The 18,531-nt window shown below is 59.0% G+C and carries 19 protein-coding genes; 8 read left to right on the top strand and 11 right to left on the bottom strand.

What is annotated here, in order from left to right:
- Positions 1-15: 15 nt before the first annotated feature.
- Both CFBP1590_RS05740 and colR read right to left on the bottom strand, forming a co-directional pair.
- Complete coding sequence (locus CFBP1590_RS05740) at positions 16-1,305, bottom strand: sensor histidine kinase (protein WP_058431429.1); 1,290 nt, start codon at positions 1,303-1,305, stop codon at positions 16-18.
- The gene (gene colR / locus CFBP1590_RS05735; RefSeq protein ID WP_004881475.1) at positions 1,295-1,978 is read right to left on the bottom strand and encodes a two-component system response regulator ColR; all 684 of its coding nucleotides are present in this window, start codon (positions 1,976-1,978) and stop codon (positions 1,295-1,297) included. Before colR ends, CFBP1590_RS05740 begins: the two co-directional genes overlap by 11 nt.
- 179 nt (positions 1,979-2,157) lie before the next feature.
- Between colR and CFBP1590_RS05730 the strand changes: the two genes are divergently transcribed.
- Entirely contained in the window at positions 2,158-2,970 is an 813-nt protein-coding gene (locus CFBP1590_RS05730) for a phosphatase PAP2 family protein (RefSeq protein ID WP_374729055.1), read from the top strand.
- Between the two features lie 547 nt (positions 2,971-3,517).
- Here CFBP1590_RS05730 and groL read toward each other — a convergent pair.
- The 4 genes from groL to CFBP1590_RS05710 form a co-directional block, all read right to left on the bottom strand.
- Positions 3,518-5,161: a chaperonin GroEL gene (groL, locus tag CFBP1590_RS05725; protein ID WP_029243278.1), complete on the bottom strand. Its 1,644-nt coding sequence runs from the start codon at positions 5,159-5,161 to the stop codon at positions 3,518-3,520.
- Between the two features lie 49 nt (positions 5,162-5,210).
- Positions 5,211-5,504 (bottom strand): co-chaperone GroES, encoded by a 294-nt coding sequence (locus CFBP1590_RS05720; protein ID WP_004881479.1) that lies wholly within the window; start codon positions 5,502-5,504, stop codon positions 5,211-5,213.
- A gap of 257 nt (positions 5,505-5,761) precedes the next feature.
- Complete coding sequence (locus tag CFBP1590_RS05715) at positions 5,762-6,256, bottom strand: FxsA family protein (RefSeq protein WP_004881480.1); 495 nt, start codon at positions 6,254-6,256, stop codon at positions 5,762-5,764.
- Positions 6,257-6,323: 67 nt separating this feature from the next.
- A complete protein-coding gene (locus CFBP1590_RS05710; RefSeq protein WP_088234618.1) occupies positions 6,324-7,055 on the bottom strand; it encodes a HugZ family pyridoxamine 5'-phosphate oxidase in 732 nt (243 codons plus the stop codon).
- A 137-nt stretch (positions 7,056-7,192) separates the two neighbouring features.
- On the opposite strand from CFBP1590_RS05710, the gene CFBP1590_RS05705 reads away from it, so the two are divergent.
- Complete coding sequence (locus CFBP1590_RS05705) at positions 7,193-7,951, top strand: SDR family oxidoreductase (protein WP_029243280.1); 759 nt, start codon at positions 7,193-7,195, stop codon at positions 7,949-7,951.
- 51 nt (positions 7,952-8,002) lie between these two features.
- On the opposite strand, the gene CFBP1590_RS05700 is transcribed toward CFBP1590_RS05705, so the two are convergent.
- Entirely contained in the window at positions 8,003-9,010 is a 1,008-nt protein-coding gene (locus CFBP1590_RS05700; RefSeq protein WP_043304909.1) for a DUF481 domain-containing protein, read from the bottom strand.
- A gap of 160 nt (positions 9,011-9,170) precedes the next feature.
- Between CFBP1590_RS05700 and CFBP1590_RS05695 the strand changes: the two genes are divergently transcribed.
- Genes CFBP1590_RS05695 through CFBP1590_RS05685 form a run of 3 tightly spaced genes read left to right on the top strand, consistent with a single transcriptional unit; the run spans position 9,171 to position 11,498 of the window.
- Positions 9,171-9,527, top strand: a complete 357-nt coding sequence (locus tag CFBP1590_RS05695) for an MGMT family protein (protein WP_057407935.1) — start codon at positions 9,171-9,173, stop codon at positions 9,525-9,527.
- 54 nt (positions 9,528-9,581) lie between these two features.
- A complete protein-coding gene (locus CFBP1590_RS05690; protein WP_004881485.1) occupies positions 9,582-11,132 on the top strand; it encodes an AmpG family muropeptide MFS transporter in 1,551 nt (516 codons plus the stop codon).
- Positions 11,133-11,174: 42 nt separating this feature from the next.
- Complete coding sequence (locus CFBP1590_RS05685) at positions 11,175-11,498, top strand: hypothetical protein (protein ID WP_063625679.1); 324 nt, start codon at positions 11,175-11,177, stop codon at positions 11,496-11,498.
- Positions 11,499-11,552: 54 nt separating this feature from the next.
- Here CFBP1590_RS05685 and CFBP1590_RS05680 read toward each other — a convergent pair whose 3' ends face one another.
- Together CFBP1590_RS05680 and CFBP1590_RS05675 are read right to left on the bottom strand one after the other, a co-directional pair.
- On the bottom strand, positions 11,553-12,395 hold the full coding sequence (locus CFBP1590_RS05680) for a mechanosensitive ion channel family protein (RefSeq protein ID WP_058431427.1): 843 nt from the start codon (positions 12,393-12,395) through the stop codon (positions 11,553-11,555).
- Between the two features lie 119 nt (positions 12,396-12,514).
- A complete protein-coding gene (locus CFBP1590_RS05675) occupies positions 12,515-12,994 on the bottom strand; it encodes a YajQ family cyclic di-GMP-binding protein (protein WP_004881488.1) in 480 nt (159 codons plus the stop codon).
- Between the two features lie 171 nt (positions 12,995-13,165).
- Here CFBP1590_RS05675 and CFBP1590_RS05670 point away from each other — a divergent pair, with 171 nt between their 5' ends.
- Genes CFBP1590_RS05670 through CFBP1590_RS05660 form a run of 3 tightly spaced genes read left to right on the top strand, consistent with a single transcriptional unit; the run spans position 13,166 to position 16,760 of the window.
- Positions 13,166-14,086, top strand: coding sequence for a putative 2-dehydropantoate 2-reductase (locus CFBP1590_RS05670; protein WP_088234617.1), 921 nt, complete (start codon positions 13,166-13,168; stop codon positions 14,084-14,086).
- A gap of 44 nt (positions 14,087-14,130) precedes the next feature.
- Positions 14,131-16,167, top strand: a complete 2,037-nt coding sequence (locus CFBP1590_RS05665) for a sensor histidine kinase (protein ID WP_004881490.1) — start codon at positions 14,131-14,133, stop codon at positions 16,165-16,167.
- A 14-nt stretch (positions 16,168-16,181) separates the two neighbouring features.
- Positions 16,182-16,760 (top strand): cob(I)yrinic acid a,c-diamide adenosyltransferase, encoded by a 579-nt coding sequence (locus tag CFBP1590_RS05660; RefSeq protein ID WP_088234616.1) that lies wholly within the window; start codon positions 16,182-16,184, stop codon positions 16,758-16,760.
- A 192-nt stretch (positions 16,761-16,952) separates the two neighbouring features.
- Here CFBP1590_RS05660 and CFBP1590_RS05655 read toward each other — a convergent pair whose 3' ends face one another.
- Together CFBP1590_RS05655 and CFBP1590_RS05650 are read right to left on the bottom strand one after the other, a co-directional pair.
- Entirely contained in the window at positions 16,953-17,900 is a 948-nt protein-coding gene (locus tag CFBP1590_RS05655; protein WP_088234615.1) for a Nudix family hydrolase, read from the bottom strand.
- Positions 17,901-17,902: 2 nt separating this feature from the next.
- A complete protein-coding gene (locus CFBP1590_RS05650; protein ID WP_088234614.1) occupies positions 17,903-18,529 on the bottom strand; it encodes a glutathione S-transferase family protein in 627 nt (208 codons plus the stop codon).
- Between the last annotated feature and the right edge of the window lie 2 nt (positions 18,530-18,531).

Genomic DNA, 18,531 nt, shown 5'->3' with positions numbered 1-18,531 from the left:
GAATCAGGACAGGCATCAGGTTTTGACGATGTCCAGCGTGACCCTGAAGCGGCAGCCATGGGGCTCCATCGGCGTCAGGCTCACACTCCAGCCCTGGTTGGCACAGATACGCTGTACCAGCGACAGACCCAGGCCGAGACCTTCGCCACGCTGCTCGTTGCCGCGCACGAAGGGTTCAAACATGGCTTCACGTTTCTCTTCGGGAATACCGACACCGCTGTCTTCGACGACGAAGCTTTCGGACTGCAGCGTCAGCGTAATGAAACCGTGGTCGGTGTAATGCAGCGCATTGCGCAGCAGGTTGCCCATCACGGCGTGAAGGAAGGTTGCGTTGTAGCGGATGTCAGAGACCTGGCCTTCCGGTGGCGGGTTATACGTCAGCTTCAGCCCTTTGCCCTCTATCGGGTCACGCCATTGTGAGATCAGTTGCTCGGCAACACCGACCAGCGTCGCCTTGGGCGTCATGGCGGGATCTTCGCGCTGGGTACGGGCGAGCATCAGGAAGGTCTGGACCAGATCACGCATCTCTTCACAGGCGCGGCCGATGCGCTCAACCTGCCGGCGAGCACGCTGGTCGAGTGCCGGGTTCTCCAGCAGCAATTCACAGGAGCTGGCGAGCACCATCAGCGGCGTGCGCAGCTCATGGCTCACGTCGCTGGTGAACATCCGCTCGCGGATCAATGCCTGGCGCAGGCGCCCCAGCGTGGCGTCGAAGGCGACGGCCAGCTCACCCACTTCGTCTGCGGCGTAGTCAGGTGCCAGAGGCGGCGCAAGGCCCAACAACTGATCGCGATGACGGACCTGTCGGGCCAGCCGCACAACCGGCGCCATCACGCGTCGGGCAAGCACCCAGCCCAGGAAGACGGCCAGCGCCAGTGCGAGGACAAAGCCCACCAGCACCACCGCGAACAGCACGCGCTCGCGCTCTTCAAAATCGCTCTGGTCCTGCAGCAAGGCGTAGTGACGACCATCGACCACTTCGATCATCGCGTGATAGGACAGCGGCCCGCGGAACACCTCGTGAAAGCCCGGCTCGAGATGACGCAAGTCCTTGGGCAGGTCGAAATCGCCAGGACCGTTGGTGAAATAGAACAACTGGTCAGGCTTGGGCCGATGGCTCCAGTCGCTGACGCTGTCCATCAGCATCAGGCGGTTGAGATCGCCGCCCAGGCCTGCGGAAATCAGTTTTTCTTCGACCAGGTGAACGGTGGAAATAATGCCGATTGCAAAGGATCCGGCGACCAGCGCACTCATCAGGGCAAACGCGATGATGATTCGCTGGGCAAGGCTCTGTTTAAACTCCATCCCGGCCCTCGGCCAAGCGGTAGCCCACACCGTGTACGGTTTGCAGCAGCGGCTTGGAAAACGGTTTATCGATCACCTGACGCAGCTGGTGCACGTGACTGCGCAGGCTGTCGCTGTCAGGGCAGTCATCGCCCCACAGCGCTTCTTCGAGAATTTCGCGACGCAGCACATGCGGGCTCTTCTGCATCAAGACCGCGAGCAGTTTGAGCCCGACCGGGTTGAGCTTGAGCATCCGCCCTTCCCGCGTCACTTCCAGCGTGTCGAGGTCGTAGATCAGGTCGGAGACCTGCAGGGTGCGACGTCCGCCGCCTTGGGCACGACGCAGCACAGCCTCTATACGCGCCGCGAGTTCGGACAGGGCGAATGGCTTGAGCAGATAATCGTCAGCGCCGGAGCGAAAGCCCTGCAGGCGGTCGTCGAGCTGGTCACGCGCGGTCAGCATGATCACCGGTGTGTCGCGACGAGCATCTTCGCGCAGACGCTTGCACAGGGTGTAACCGTCGATACCGGGCAGCATGATGTCCAGTACGATCAGGTCGTAATGTTCGGTGGCGGCCAGATGCAGTCCCGAGAGGCCATCCTGTGCGCAATCGACGGTGTAGCCTTTCATGCCCAGGTAATCGGCCATGTTTGCCAGGATGTCGCGGTTGTCTTCAACCAGAAGAATTCGCATGGAGCACTCTCATATGCAATTTGGGCTGGCGCAGCTTAAGACGAAGTGGACGTCAGGGCCAGCGCCGAAACGGCCTAACGATTTTTTCATCCAGAATTCACAACTCACATGACACACTCCGAAACAAAATTGCCGCAATTCATGACTGCGGTACGTATTCCACCAAAACCGGATTTGCCATATTGAAAGCCGTCTCCCCGCCGCACTCCCGTCCGCTCAACTTCTGGATATGCCTGGGCATACCCGCCGTCACCGCCCTGATACTGGCTCTGCTGGAGCTGACCTCCGTGGACATGGACCTTGCCAGACTGGCTTTCGATCCGGCGGCCGGTGCGTTCATTGGCAGGCACAGCTACTTTCTGGAAGACGTGCTTCATGATCGCGCCAAACAGGTAGTGATGGCGATTGGAGTACTGGCGATGATCAGCTTCGCTGCGTCCTTCAAGGTCGAGCGCCTGATGCCATGGCGTCGCGAACTGGGGTGTCTGGTGCTGTCGATGGCCCTAGCCACCGGTTTCGTGACTCCGCTCAAGGTTGTGACCTCCGTGCAGTGCCCCTGGAGCCTCACCGAGTTCGGCGGCCAGGAAACCTACAGCGAACTGCTCAGCCCGCGTCCCGAGACCGACAAGCCCGGCCGCTGCTGGCCAGGCGGTCATGCTGCCACCGGTTTTACCCTCTTCGCGCTGTTCTTTATGTTTCGCGACCGCAAGCCACGCTTGGCCAAGGCCGGGCTGATACTGGCCTTCACGCTGGGATCGATCTTTTCGGTGGGTCGCATGCTGCAGGGTGCGCACTTTCTGTCGCACAACCTCTGGACGGCGGTGTTCTGCTGGTTGATCTGTCTGGGGGTTTATTACTTTGTCTTGTACAGGCCCGAATATAAGAGATCTTTGACAGAGCATGGAGGAACAACCGAGTCACACTGCGTAAGTGTGCCGCAAGAAGTAGATCAAACTAACAAGACGCACCTCAAGCCTGACAATACTCGATAATCAATAAACCCCGCACCATGCGGGGTTTATTTTAGGCAATCCGCCTTCAGCACTGAAGCCAATCAGTGCTGGCTCTCCCCGTATTGCTCATCCACAAAGCAGCGGGTTGATCACGCACATTGAGATAGGAATACAGATCGTCCCCCCAATACCAGAGATCTCTATTTCACCGGGTGGGCAATTTCCTGCCCAGGCGCCAGAAGAAACCAATGCACTGCTAGCCAGCACCGCTGCAAAACTTATCATCCTTATAAAGCTTTTCATTTCATCCACATCCCCGAAGGGCCTGTCGCTTTCAAAATACCACCAGCGTGGAATACATCCTTACGGTGGTTACACAGCGCCATTGCCTTCTCTGTCGTGAGAGCTCACAACGTTGCCTTACTACCAAGTTTAATGTGCCGTTCCGTTAGCGCCATTGAAGGCTAATCATATTTAGCAGCAACTCCATTTCCTGAGTGCCGTATTCGATATATTCACCAACCCATAAAAAAACCCCGCACAAGGCGGGGTTCTTTATGGGTGTCGCTTGAGGGGTAAAGCTGGCTTACATCATGCCGCCCATACCACCCATGCCGCCCATGTCCGGCATGCCGCCGCCTGCTGGCTTGTCGTCAGGCACGTCAGCGATCATCGCTTCGGTGGTGATCATCAAGCTGGCGATCGAGGACGCTGCCTGCAGAGCAGAGCGAGTGACCTTGGCCGGGTCCAGGATACCCATTTCGATCATGTCGCCGTATTCGCCGGAAGCAGCGTTGTAACCGAAGTTACCCGAACCCTGCTTGACCTTGTCGACTACAACGCTTGGCTCGTCGCCGGAGTTGGCAACGATCTGACGCAGTGGTGCTTCAACAGCACGACGCAGCAGAGCGATACCGACGTCCTGATCGGCGTTGTCGCCTTTCAGACCTTCGATGGCCTGCAGGGAGCGAACCAGCGCCACGCCACCGCCAGGTACCACGCCTTCTTCAACGGCTGCGCGGGTTGCGTGCAGGGCGTCTTCAACGCGGGCTTTCTTCTCTTTCATTTCGACTTCGGAACCGGCGCCGACCTTGATCACCGCAACACCGCCGGACAGCTTGGCCAGACGCTCTTGCAGTTTCTCTTTGTCGTAGTCGGAGCTGGTGTCACCGATTTGCTGGCGGATCTGAGCGATGCGCGAGTCGATGTCGGTTTTAACGCCAGCACCGTCGATGATGGTGGTGTTTTCTTTGTTCAGTACAACGCGTTTGGCATTACCCAGGTGTTCCAGGGTAGTGGTTTCCAGGCTCAGACCGATCTCTTCGGAGATAACGGTACCGCCAGTCAGAACAGCGATGTCCTGCAGCATGGCCTTGCGACGGTCGCCGAAACCTGGAGCCTTCACGGCTGCAACTTTCACGATGCCGCGCATGTTGTTCACTACCAGAGTCGCCAGGGCTTCGCCTTCGACGTCTTCGGCAACGATCAGCAGTGGACGGCCTGCCTTGGCGACAGCTTCCAGAACCGGCAGCATTTCGCGGATGTTGGAGATCTTCTTGTCAACCAGCAGCAGCAGCGGGCTGTCCAGCTCGGCAACCATGGTGTCCGGCTTGTTGATGAAGTACGGGGACAGGTAACCACGGTCGAACTGCATGCCTTCAACGACAGACAGTTCGTTTTCCAGACCCGAACCTTCTTCAACGGTGATAACGCCGTCTTTGGTCACTTTTTCCATCGCTTCGGCAATGATGTCGCCGATGGAGTGATCGGAGTTGGCCGAGATGGTGCCGACCTGGGCGATTGCCTTGGTGTCGGTGCATGGCTTGGACAGCAGCTTGAGCTGAGCAACAATGGCGATGGTCGCCTTGTCGATGCCGCGCTTCAGGTCCATCGGGTTCATGCCGGCAGCGACGGCTTTCAGGCCTTCGTTGACGATAGCCTGAGCCAGAACGGTGGCGGTGGTAGTACCGTCGCCCGCATCATCGTTGGCACGGGAAGCAACGTCTTTGACCAGCTGCGCGCCCATGTTTTCGAAACGGTCTTTGAGTTCGATTTCCTTGGCAACCGACACACCATCTTTGGTGATCAGCGGAGCGCCGAAGCTCTTCTCGATGATGACGTTACGGCCTTTTGGGCCTAGGGTCGCTTTTACTGCGTCAGCCAGGACGTTTACACCGGCGAGCATTTTCTTGCGGCCAGAATCGCCGAATTTAACTTCTTTAGCAGCCATGATCATTATTCCTTGAATACTTTGTAGTAACGGAAATCAGCGCGAGCACTCAGCCTTCGATAACAGCGAGAATCTCGTTCTCGCTCATCACCAGCAGGTCTTCGCCATCTACTTTCACAGTGTTGCTGCCGGAATAAGGGCCAAACACCACCTTGTCACCCACTTTCACGGCCAGCGCACGTACTTCACCGTTGTCCAGCACGCGGCCGGTACCAACAGCGACGATCTCGCCACGGTTTGGCTTTTCGGCAGCCGAACCTGGCAGAACGATACCGCCGGCAGTTTTCGTTTCTTCTTCGCTGCGACGGATTACGACGCGGTCATGCAGAGGACGAAGCTTCATTGTCGATCTCCTGATTATGGTTGTTGAGCGTCCGGTGAATGCACCGGCCTGTTATAAATTCCGGACTTGCCGGTTACGGTTCGACGCGCGAACCGCAGAATACGGTCTGGCAATCAGGCCAGAAACCTTGCGGTGACCCATACATAAGGGCGAGCAAGGTTATTACAAGGCTTGGGCAAGAAAATTTTTGCAGTTTGACAGAGCCCACAAACGAGCGCGGCACCCGAAGGTGCCGCGCAGCGAAGGGGTTGCAGGGATTATTTGTCCCGGTGCTCGAACTCGCCCTCGATCACGTCGGGTTCGCGGGTGGGCTGGTGAATCGCGTGCGTGCGGCTGTTCGCCGTCTGCTCATCGGCACGACTCTGCAGGTCATCGGCGAAGGCGCGCTGGCGCATGGCCTGAGCCTCGGCGCGCTGACGAACCTTGCTGATCAGCAACCGTCGAGTGACAGGCAGCAGACAGATCACGCCCAGGATGTCACTGATGAAGCCTGGCAACAGCAGAAGGCCACCGCCTACCGCAACCATCAGGCCTTCAAGCATCTGCTGGGCAGGCAGCTCGCCACGGGACAGGCTTTCACGGGCACGCAGGGCCGTTGCAAAACCTGCCACACGCATGACGAAAAGTCCCAGCATCGATGTCGCCAGGACCAACAGGAATGTCCAGAGAAAACCAATGGACATGCCGACCCGAACCAGAATGAACAGTTCGAGTACCGGAAAAAGTAAGAACATCAGCAAAAAAACACGCATCAAATCAGTTCCTCAGCGCAAGAGTGCCTTGCAAGTAGACCGTATGTGATGTCAGAAAGTCGTTAATTCAAGCGTGCTTCCCGTCATTTACCGGCCATTTTTCTGCGTGAGCCAGTTGAACCAAGGCCTCGCGGACTTGTGTCGGTGTATTACAAGGCTCGCTGAATGCCAGCCAATAAACGCTGTTCGCGATACGCAGGTGCATACCTTCACTGTCGATACCGACCAGTCGCGCGGGCTCGGTTTGCGGCAGGCCCGACAATTCGACGTAGTGCGCAATGGCTTTGGCGTGGTCCTGATTCATGTGCTCGACCATGCCCGTTTCGATCTTGCCGGCAAACGGATTGTCCAGCGCCACTTCGTCCAGCCAGTGAATGGCGCCGAAACCGCCAATGTACCGGTAGCGAACAGGTGCAAGCATCCAGAAATCGAAATCGTGAGCGGTGTGATAACTCTGCGACTCGGGGAAGAACCGGTAGTACCGTCTTGCTGCAGCCTCGATCGCAACGGGATCACTGAGCTTTTCGGCCTGCGCCAGCACCGTCACCCGGCCAACCGCCTGCACATCCTCGGCGCCCCGATCGCCCACCAGCAGCGAACACTTGGGATCGAGCGTCAGGTTATGGGTGTGCTGAGCGATGCGGCTGATCAGTACCAATGGCCGCCCCCGATCATCCAGGCAGTAAGGCACAACCGAACCGAACGGGTAGCCCGGCATTGACTTGGAATGCGTTGACAGGACAGCCCTGTACTCCTTGAGCAGCAGGTGCCTGGCATCCTTAGAGGCTTTCGCGCTCATCGTGTGACTCCTTGAAACGTTTGCGTCGAGCTGAAGACGAACGCGCGGAAACAGAATATAACGTGCTCTGGCAACGGCATTCGGACTCATCTCGAATGAGCCATGCCGTGAAGACAATCAGCGGATTGGACACGCACATGGAATTGAAAGACAAGCTAATAATAATCACCGGCGGAGGCCAGGGTCTGGGCCGCGCAATGGCCGAATACCTGGCCGGCAAAGGTGCGAATCTGGCGTTGGTGGACCTGAATCAGGAAAAACTCGACCAGGCGGTTGCAGCCTGCCAGACACAAGGCGTGCAGGCACGGGCCTACCTGTGCAACGTCGCGAACGAAGATCAGGTTGTGGAAACCGTGAGCAGGATCGCCGAGGATTTCGGGACCATTCACGGATTGGTCAACAACGCGGGCATCCTGCGCGACGGTCTGTTGGTCAAGGTCAAGGACGGCGTCATGACCAAGCTGAGCCTGGCTCAGTGGCAGTCGGTGATCGACGTCAACCTGACCGGCGTCTTCCTGTGCACACGCGAAGTGGCCGCGAAGATGATCGAGCAGAACAGTCAGGGCGCGATCATCAATATCTCGTCGATTTCACGCGCGGGCAACATCGGCCAGACCAACTATTCGGCCGCCAAGGCCGGTGTCGCGGCAGCGACCGTGACTTGGGCACGGGAACTGGCGCGTTACGGCATCAGGGTCGCAGGCGTGGCACCCGGTTTCATCGAAACCGAGATGACCGGCAGCATGAGGCCAGAGGCGCTGGAGAAGATGACGTCTGCCATCCCGCTCAAACGCATGGGCAAGCCGGACGAAATCGCCCACTCGGTCGCTTACATTCTGGAAAATGATTATTTCAGCGGGCGCATACTGGAGCTGGACGGCGCGATGAGAATCTAGACGGTGATTGACCAGCGACGCGCCCTGTAAGCGCGTCGCTGGCCCACGTGCTTACCAGGCGACGCCGAAACCTGCGGTGTAGCGAGTCTTGTCGACATCGCCGTTGCTGGAGCCGCTGATGACATCTTTCTCGGCCTTGAGGTTAAGCGAGGCCCACTCGGTGACCTTGTAGCGCAGCCCCGCCTCTACATCCAGCGAGTAATCCGCAACGCCACTCAACGGTTTGCCCAGCTCGCCGTTGGTGAAGAACTCGACCTTCTTGCCGATCAGGTAACGGTTGTAGTCCCAGGTGCCGGCAACCGAGTAGAAGTTTTCCTTCTCGTCGTTGGAAAACTCGAAGTCAGTGCGGTTGAGCAGTGCGCCGACCTTGAAGGCACCCAGTTCGTCATCCCAGAACTGATAACCAGGACCGGTACCGACGACACGCTGGCGGGACAGGTCTTCGATCTTGTCGCGCTTGTAGGTGACGCGGGCGTCCCAGAAGAATTTCTCGGTCAGGAAGCGGTCGATGGAGTACTCGGCGCTCCAGTTGTCGGTGCCGACCACATCGTCTGTGGTTTCGCGGTTGTATTCGCCTCTGGCGTTATGACGCCACTGACCGTGACGCGCCGATGTCTTGAAGGCGACGTTGTAATCATTGGTGTCGTTCTCGGCCTGCTGGAAGTCCAGCGCAGCGTCGATGTTGCCCTTCCAGACCAGATCGGTGATGACCGGCTTGGGCTTGATGATCTGCTGAATGCTCGCCAGTTCGACGGTTTTAGGCGCCTCGCCATTGGCGAGAATCACCTTGCCGTCATCGGATGCTTTCAGTGACTTGGCGACTTCACCCGTGTACTGGTCCTGTTTGACGAGTAACGGCTGATCGCTTTCCAGGGTCTTGACCTTTTTCCAGTCAATCGGAATGGCACCGCCGTATTCGGTCTGCAGCAGCAACTTGCCGCCGTCGAAAACCTTGATGGTACCGGTCAGCTTGTCGCCGTTCTTCAACCAGACGGTATCGGCAAGCAAGGGAGTGGAGGCGGCGGTGAGGGCAAGACACAGAAGGGTTCTGGACAACATAAGCGACGACTAGGCTCTGTTTGGCGGAAAATCGGGCATCATCCCGCTGGAAAAACGTCAAGGCAGTCCACGGACCCCCGAACACAGGTATCACTGACCATCAGATCCATCTGTAGTTCCAGGAAACGACAATCAATCTCGTTTTATACAGGATAAACGTGTGAGCGACCCCGTTTCAGAACAAAACGACCCCAGCGGGCTTTCGCCTGCCGACGTACGGCGCACGGCACTTTATTTGACGCTGGCCCAGGTGCCGGAAGGCAAAGTGGTCAGCTACGGACAACTGGCGGAACTGGCCGGACTTGGCAAGGCGGCCCGCTGGGTAGGCCGTACCTTGAGCCAGTTGCCGGACGGTTCGACGCTTCCCTGGCACCGTGTTTTGGGTGCCGGCGGCAGGCTCAGTCTGCCGCCCGGCAGCCCCTCGGGTGACGAACAGCGCGCCCGTTTGCGTACCGAAGGCCTTACCATTCTGAACAATCGGGTTGATATGCAGCGTCATGGCTGGCGCCCCATGTAGTTCAACGGTTAGAGTGCGCCCTTTGTTTTCGTAACCTGAGGCAGATTCCAGCCCATGCCCCGTAAAACCTGGCGCGCCGCGCTCGCCGCATATGCCAGCCCATCGACTTTAGTGTTGCTGCTGCTCGGATTCGCTGCGGGCATGCCTTACATGTTGGTCTTTTCGACGTTATCCGTATGGTTGCGTGAAGCCGGTGTCGCTCGCGAAACCATCGGCTACGCCAGCCTGATCGGTCTTGCCTACGCCTTCAAATGGGTCTGGTCTCCCCTGCTCGACCAGTGGCGCCTGCCACTGCTTGGCAAACTGGGCCGTCGTCGTTCCTGGCTGGTGCTGTCCCAGACCCTTGTGCTGCTGGGCCTGATCGGCATGGGTTTCTGCGATCCGCAGCAACATCTGTCCTGGTTGATCGCCATCGCGGTGATCGTGGCCTTCGCCTCCGCGACCCAGGACATCGCGATCGATGCGTATCGCCTGGAAATCGCCCATGACACCCAGCAGGCCGCGCTGGCCGCCAGCTACATGTCCGGCTACCGCGTTGCCGCCCTGCTGGCGACCGCAGGCGCACTGTATTTTGCCGAAGGCTTCGGCTCGACCGGCTTCGCCTACAAGCATTCGGCCTGGACCGGCACTTACGTGCTGTTCGGCCTGCTGATGCTGCCCGCACTGATCACCACGCTGGTCATGCGCGAGCCGCCCGTACCGCTGCGCACCCAACTGTCGGCCGCGCGCTACGGCTTCACCCACCAACTGGCCTCAGTCTTCGTCCTGATCGTGCTGCTGGTGTCGGTACCGGCGATGTTCACCCAGCTCTACAACACCGATTTTGCCAGCGTGCTCTTCCAGGACACCAGCTGGATGGACCTGTTGCTGGAAGACCGGGCGTTCCTGCGCGCGATCCTTTATACCCTGCTCACCATCGGCTGCCTGTCTTCGATGGGACGCCGCGGCCTGGCACCGGTCCTGACACCGATCAACGATTTCATCATGCGCTATCGCTGGCAAGCCTTGCTGCTGCTGGGTCTGATCGCTACTTATCGTATGTCGGACACGGTGATGGGCGTCATGGCCAACGTGTTCTACATCGACCAGGGCTTCACCAAGGATCAGATCGCCAGCGTGAGCAAGATCTTCGGCCTGATCATGACACTGCTGGGCGCAGGCGTCGGCGGACTGCTGATCGTGCGCTTCGGCATCATGCCGATCCTGTTCATCGGCGGCCTGAGTTCGGCAGCCACCAACATCCTGTTTCTGCTGCTGGCAGACATGGGGCCGAACATCAAAATGCTGATCCTGACCATCTCATTGGACAACCTCAGCTCCGGCCTTGCGACGTCCGCGTTCGTGGCCTACCTGTCGAGCCTGACCAACCTCAAGTTCTCGGCAACCCAATACGCCCTGCTCAGCTCGATCATGCTGTTGCTGCCGCGCCTGATCGGTGGTTATTCGGGGGTGATGGTGGAGAAGTTCGGTTACCACAACTTTTTCCTGATCACCGCCCTGCTCGGCGTGCCGACGCTGGTGATGATCATCCTGCAGTGGAGCAAGGACGCCAAAGGCGTGAAAATCGAAGAACCTGCTCAATCGACGACCATTGACAAGCCTTGAGGCCGACGAGGCTTTTCCGCATACGATGCTAAAGGAACGACATTGAACACCGCAAAAAAACCAAGCTTCAACCAATACCTGATGCTTGCCCTGATCGGGCTGGGTATCTGGTTCCCTGTCGTCTGGACCGTGCTGGCGTATGCCGCTTCAAGCGCCGCCGAGCCGATGACGGTCGGCAGTGCCATCGTGCTGCTGGGTCAGCTCGAAATCTTCGCGATCATTTTCCTGATCATCTATACGTTCTGCTTCAAGCCGTGGAGGTTATCCACTGCACTGCGTTTCGGTTTTTTTCTGAACGTACTGGGGGCTGGGATCGCCATCGTCGGCATTATCGTCGCTCTCGCGAATGTATCGCTGGGCAGCTAATGCAAAAAGCCCTGACTTGAAGGGTCAGGGCTTTTTTATGCCTCAATTTGCGAATCAGGCCTGTGGTAATTCCTGAACCACACGAATCACACGTTGTGGAAACGGGATATCGATGTTTGCCGCCTTCAGACGATCCCGGGCTTCGGCATTAAGCATGAACATGACGTCCCAATAGTCCGCCGTCTTGACCCAGATGCGCAGCGAGACGGTGATCGAACTGTCTCCCAGCGTGGACACCACAGCCGCAGGGGCCGGGTCTTCCAGAACCCTCGGGTCCTTGGCCAACTCCAGCAGCACTTCGCGTGCAGTCTGCAGATCAGCCTCATAGTCGACGCCCACGTCAAACACCACCTTGCGAGTCGGTTGCCGGTTGGTATTGGTGATAATGCCGTTCGAGAGATTGCCGTTGGGCAAAATCACTGTCTTGTTGTCGCCCGTACGCAGGATCGTATGGAAGATCTGAATACTGTCGACCGTACCCGCCACGCCCTGCGCTTCGATCCAGTCACCGATACGGAACGGACGAAACAGCAGAATCAGCACCCCGCCTGCGAAGTTCGCCAGACTGCCCTGCAGCGCCAGACCGATTGCCAGACCGGCAGCACCGATGGCCGCGACGAATGAAGTGGTTTCGACGCCGATCATCGACGCGACACTGACCACCAGCAGTATCTTCAGAATGATGTTCGCCAGACTGCTGACGAAGCCCTGCAATGCCAGATCCGCCTGTCGCCGTCCCAACAGCGCGCCGAGCTTGCCGGTCACTTTGTTGATCAGCCACCAGCCGATGCACAGCGTAACGAGGGCCAGAAGCAGACGGCCGCTGTACTGCATGATCATCGGAATCCAGGCCTGCGACGCTTGCCACAGGTGACCGACTTCTGCGTTTAAATCCATCTTTCTCTCCTTAACCTGACGAACCGGCGTCGATGGACAGCAACGGCTGTCGTTTCAATGCACAGGGCGATTCGGACTTGCCGGGCAACCCTTGGTTCCCCGGTCAGCACTGCAAATCGTCAGTCACGGAAGTTGTTGAACTGCAGCGGCATGCCCGAATCGTAGGCGCGCAGGGCTGCGATGGCTTCCTGCAGGTCGTCACGCTTCTTGCCGGTAACACGCACCTGCTCGCCCTGAATGGCGGCCTGGACCTTGAGCTTGGCTTCCTTGATGTGAGCGACGATCTTCTTCGCCAACTCCTTGTCGATGCCTTCGCGCAGCACAACCTCCTGCTTCATCAGCTTGCCGGACGCATAGGCATCCTTGATTTCCAGGCACTTGGCGTCGATCTTACGCTTGACCAGTGCCAGCTTGAGGATCTCGATCATGGCTTCAAGCTGGAAGTCTGCTTCGGCGGTCAGGCTGACGGTCAGTTCCTTGAACTCGAACGTCCCCTTGCCTTTCAGGTCGTAGCGACGATCCAGCTCTTTGATAGCGTTGTCGACGGCATTCGTGACTTCGTGTTTATCCAATTCGGACACTACGTCGAACGAGGGCATGTATGTTCTCCAATTGAACGGCGCGCACGGCAATCAACGGCGCGCATGACTTGACGGTATGAAAGAACGCTCATTATAACGAGACTTTTCCGGCCTTCACTGTGAGCCTTTCATGTCGAATACTGATTTCACTGCTTCAGGGCCGCTTTGGTCCTTGAAGGCCGATCACTGATGGCGACCACTTGGCATGTATTGGGCGCAGGCAGCCTGGGCAGTCTGTGGGCCGCGCGGCTGGCACGGGCGAATGTGCCGGTGCGTCTGGTGCTGCGAGACGCCACTCGTGTGGCCGCGTATCAGGCCAGCGGCGGCTGCCTGACCTTGATAGAAAACGATGTCGCCCGTTCGTTCCAAGTGCCTGCGCAAGCGCTGGACGATCAGGCGCCGATCGCTCGCCTGCTGGTGGCCTGCAAGGCTTATGACGCCGAACAGGCCGTGGCGCAACTGGCGCACCGCTTGACGGCCGATGCCGAGGTCATCCTGTTGCAGAACGGTCTCGGCAGTCAGGACGCTGTCGCAGCACGAGTGCCGCATGCCCGTTGCATCTTCGCCTCGAGCACCGAAGGTGCGTTTCGCAAGGCCGACTGGCAGGTGGTGTTTGCCGGTCATGGCTTTACCTGGATGGGCGATGTTGCGAATCCTGCTCCACCTTCCCTTTTGAAGGACTTGCACGCCAGCGCAATTCCTCACGAGTGGACGCCGGATATCCTCACCCGCCTGTGGCGCAAGCTGGCGCTCAATTGCGCGATCAATCCACTGACCGTGCTGCACCATTGCCGCAACGGCGAACTGCTGGAGCATCACTGTGAAGTCGCCACGCTCTGCGCCGAGCTGACCGACCTGTTGCATTGCTGCGGTCAGCCGGCGGCCGCTGCTGACCTGCACAGCGAAGTGTTGCGGGTCATCAAGGCCACAGCGGCGAACTACTCGTCGATGTATCAGGACGTGGCGCACCAGCGACGCACCGAAATCAGCTACCTGCTGGGCTACGCCTGTGCCGCTGCCAAGCGCCATCACTGCCCGGTGCCGCATTTGCAGCAGTTGCAGACGAGGCTGGTTACGCATCTGGCAAGCAAGGGTTTGCGTACGGACTAGCCCGCGCTACCCTGCTTGTTCCACCTGCCACTGCGACCTGCCCCATGCCTTTGCGCCAACGCCTGGAAAACCTGCCTGTCGGCCAGAAGCTGCTGGCTGCCCTGCTGGTTCTGATGACCACCGTCCTGCTGGTCGCCAACCTGACCTTCATCAGCGCGGCCTATTACATTTCCCAGGAAGCCATGGCGCCGCAGGCCTTGCAGACCATTGGCCGTCTGATCAGCAGCGCCAACCTCAATGAAAACGCACTGAATTCACCCGACGACGCACGTGCATTGCTGAGGGAGCTGAAAAGCTACGGTCCGTTGCGCGCGGCGGCCATTTACGACAACGATGGCGAACGCCTGGGGCAAGTGCAGCAAGGCGAAGGGCTTGAGTTGCCACATCATTTCAAGGACCTTGAAAGCTGGCGCCTGACCGAGTTCCGTAGCACGCAGGTCATCACCGTACCCAAAGGCGAGCAACCTCCTGGCCATCTATTGCTGGTCGCCAGCAGCGAACTACCGCCTGCGTTTTATACAGGCACCCTGACTGCCAGCCTGGGGATTCTGGTGTTCAGCGTATTGCTGTGGCTGGTCGTGGCGCGGCAGATTCGTCGCCTGATCACCGAGCCCATCTACCAACTGGAAGAGCTTTCCCGTCAGGTGACCCGCGAAGAGAACTACGCGTTGCGCGCCGAGCCCGGCAACGAGGATGAAATCGGCAGCCTGGCTGAAGCCTTCAACACCATGCTGTCGCGTATCGAAGCGCGCGAGCAGCAGCTCAAACGCGCCCGCGACGATTCTCAGGAAGCCTATGATCAGGCGCAGGGTCTGGCCGAGGAAACCCGGCACACCAATCGCAAGCTCGAGCTCGAAGTTCAGGTGCGCAGCAAGATCGAAAAGAAGCTCACGGGCTTTCAGAACTACCTCAACAGCATCATCGACTCGATGCCCTCGGCCATGATCGCGCTCGACGAGCAACTGTACGTGACCCAGTGGAATCAGGAAGCCAGCGCGCTTTCCGGCACAACCCTGGACGAGGCGATGAACCAGCCGATCTTCATCGCTTTCGAGCCGATGCGCTCGTTTCTGCCGCAGATCAAACACACCGTTGAACGACACAGTGTCACCAAGATCGAGCGCGTGACCTGGATCAAGAACGACGAGTCTCGCCATTACGCGCTGACGTTTTACCCGCTGACCGGCGACGCAGGCCGTGGGGTGGTGATCCGGATCGACGACATCACTCAGCGCATCTCGCTGGAAGAAATGATGGTGCAGTCGGAAAAAATGCTTTCGGTTGGCGGCCTCGCAGCAGGCATGGCCCACGAAATCAATAATCCGTTGGGCGCGATCTTGCATAACGTGCAGAACATCCGCCGACGTCTGTCGCCGGACCTGCCGAAGAACATCGAGCAGGCCGAAACCGACGGGATCGACCTGGCCGTAGTGAACAACTACCTGACCAGCCGCGAAGTGCCGCAACTGCTGGATGGCATTCAGCAGGCAGGTGCGCGAGCCGCGAAGATTGTCAGTCACATGCTCAACTTCAGCCGCTTGAGTAACCGTCAGCTCTCGCCCTGCGACTTGCCTGCACTGATCGATCAGGCTGTGGAAATCGCCAGCAACGACTTTGACCTGACCATCGGTTTTGATTTCAAGGGCCAGCACATCATCCGCCAGTTCGATCCGGAGCTGGGGCCGGTGCCGTGCATTGCCAACGAGCTGGAACAAGTGCTGCTGAATCTGCTGAAAAACGCCGCTCAGGCGATTCATCAACGGCCCGATGGAGAGGATGAGGGACGCATCATTCTGCGCACCCGACTCAATCCGCCATGGGCCGAAATTCAGGTGGAAGACAACGGCATCGGCATGTCCGAAAACGTGCGCAAACGCACCTTCGAGCCGTTTTTCACCACCAAGGAGATCGGTCAGGGCACTGGACTGGGCCTGTCGGTGTCGTACTTCATCATCACCAACAACCACAAGGGCCAGATGGAAGTGCAATCTTCCGTCGGCAATGGAACCTGCTTCACGCTGCGCCTGCCGCTGATCGCCAATCAGGTGAATGTGCAGCAACAGGTTATTTCCAAGCTATGACCAGGAGCCACTGAATGGGCTTTCGTTTGTCGAAAATCTACACACGTACCGGCGACGCCGGGGAAACCGGACTGGGCGACGGTCGCCGGGTGTCCAAGGACCACCCACGCGTCGAAGCCATCGGCGAAGTCGATACCCTCAACAGCCAGCTTGGTCTGCTGTTGGCCGGGCTGATCGAACTGGCACCGAGTGTGTCCGGGCTCAACGAAGTGATCGATGTTCTGGCGCCTTGTCAGCACCGTCTGTTCGATCTGGGCGGTGAGCTGGCGATGCCAAGCTACAAGGCGTTGAACAGCGCTGAGGTCGAACGTCTCGAGGCGGCGATTGATGTCTGGAACGAGGAATTGGGGCCGCTGGAAAACTTCATCCTGCCCGGCGGTTCAGCGCTGATTGCACACGCTCATGTGTGCCGCAGCCTGGCCCGCAGTGCCGAGCGTCGCTGCCAGCATCTGAATGCGGTCGAACCACTGGAAGGCTCTGGCCTGGCGTATATCAACAGATTGTCGGACCTGCTGTTCGTCGCCGCCCGGGTCATTGCCCGGCGACAAGGCGTAGCCGAAATCCTGTGGCAGCCTGCGCCGAAGCCGGAGTAAGGCATGATCGTGCCCGCTCTGAGCGCATTCGAGAGCGGACGCGGAGCGTCCTGAGCGGCGTTACCACGCAGAGCGTGGGAACGATCAGTGTGAGGTTGATGATCGTGCCATTACTCCGCGTGCGCATGCATCCCGTGACGCTTTGCGTCACATTCGGGAGCGGACGCAGGAGCGATCAATGATCCAGGGCCATCAGAGCTCTTCAGGCCAGAACGCCCGTATTCCTGCAACGCCCTGAGCGCCGTTTTCCCATGCTTTCTGCCTTTCGGCAGGTCCCACGCCGCCCAGCAGGTAAACAGGCTTGCTGAAGCTTGTGATCAACTGTGCGGCCTGTTCCCAGCCCAATGGCTGAGCATCGGGGTGCGTCAAGGTTGGCTGCACCGGGGACAGGGTCACGAAATCCACGCCCATCTGTTCTGCCAACGCCAATTCCTCTGCGTTGTGACAGGAAGCGGCCAGCCAGCGATCCTCTGGAAACGGCCGTCCACGGCTGGCGTATTTGCGCAGCTGCTCGGCCGTCAGGTGCCAACCGGCGGACGGGAAATCACCCAGCCATTCCAGTGGTCCTTTGAGCATCAGTTGCGCCTTGCCTGCACACAGACCGGCAGCGTCCACCGCCATGTCGCGGTACTTCGGGTCGTAGCCGCCCGGCGCGCGCAGTTGGACCAACTTGATGCCGCCCGCAACGGCTTTCTGAATCCCGCGCAGGACTTCGATGTTGTCCAGTCCTTCCGGGGTGATCAGGTATTCGCCCGGCAGACGCGCCGCCGCGACGATCGGCCGGTTGGCGGCCGGAAAGTCGTAATTGGCCAGTTCACGGGAAGACGCCCAGACCAGCGGCTGACCTTCGGCACCGTGCGGTTCGCCAGTGAACGCCGAGACTTCCCACACATCCAGCAGCACATGCTTGTCCGAGTAGTCATGCTGAATCTTGATCAGTGGACGCGCCGCCGTGACGATGATGCCCAGCTCTTCCTGCAGTTCGCGTCCCAGCGCAGTCTCGACGGCTTCGCCCTCTTCGACCTTGCCGCCGGGAAACTCCCACAGACCGCCCTGATGCTGGCTGTCGGCCCTTTTGGCGATCAGGATTTTGCCGTCGGCGCCACGAATGACGGCAGCGGCCACGTGAATGCGTTTCACGATCAGGACTCCTCTAGACCAGCCTGCTGCCAGCGCTGGAAGGCAGGCCATTGGTAAATGGTTTCGATGTAGGCCAGCGCCTCGTCGGGCAACGCCACGCGATACGTGCGTAGGCGGATCGCGACAGGTGCGAAGAACGCATCGGCAATGCTCGGACGGCCGAACAGGAACGGCCCGTCTTCCCTGGCTGCCTTTCGGCATTCAGCCCACAGCGCGACGATGCGCTCGATGTCGGCCTGGGTATCGACCGGAATGACTTCCAGCGCCTGATCCTGACGCAGGTCCATCGGCATGTTGGAACGCAGGCTCATGAAGCCGCTGTGCATCTGGGCGCAGGCAGAACGCGCCTGGGCTCGTGCAGAGATATCACGCGGCCAAAGGTCGACATCCGGGAAACGCTCGACCAGGTACTCACAGATCGCCAGCGAATCGATGATGGTGCCGTGCTCGCACTGCAGCGCAGGCACTTTGCCGGTAGGCGAATACTTGAGGATGTTCTCGCGGGTGTCAGGCAGGTTAAGACGGATGACCTGATCGGTGAACGGCGCGCCGGTCATCTCCAGCACCAGCCAGGGACGCAGCGACCAGGAGGAATAGCGTTTGTCGCCGATGATTAGGTGCAGGCTCATGT

This window comes from Pseudomonas viridiflava, from assembly GCF_900184295.1.
GTDB lineage: Bacteria > Pseudomonadota > Gammaproteobacteria > Pseudomonadales > Pseudomonadaceae > Aquipseudomonas > Aquipseudomonas viridiflava.
The sequence above is the reverse complement of the archived record's forward strand: the minus strand, read 5'-3'. Positions and strand labels throughout refer to the sequence as shown.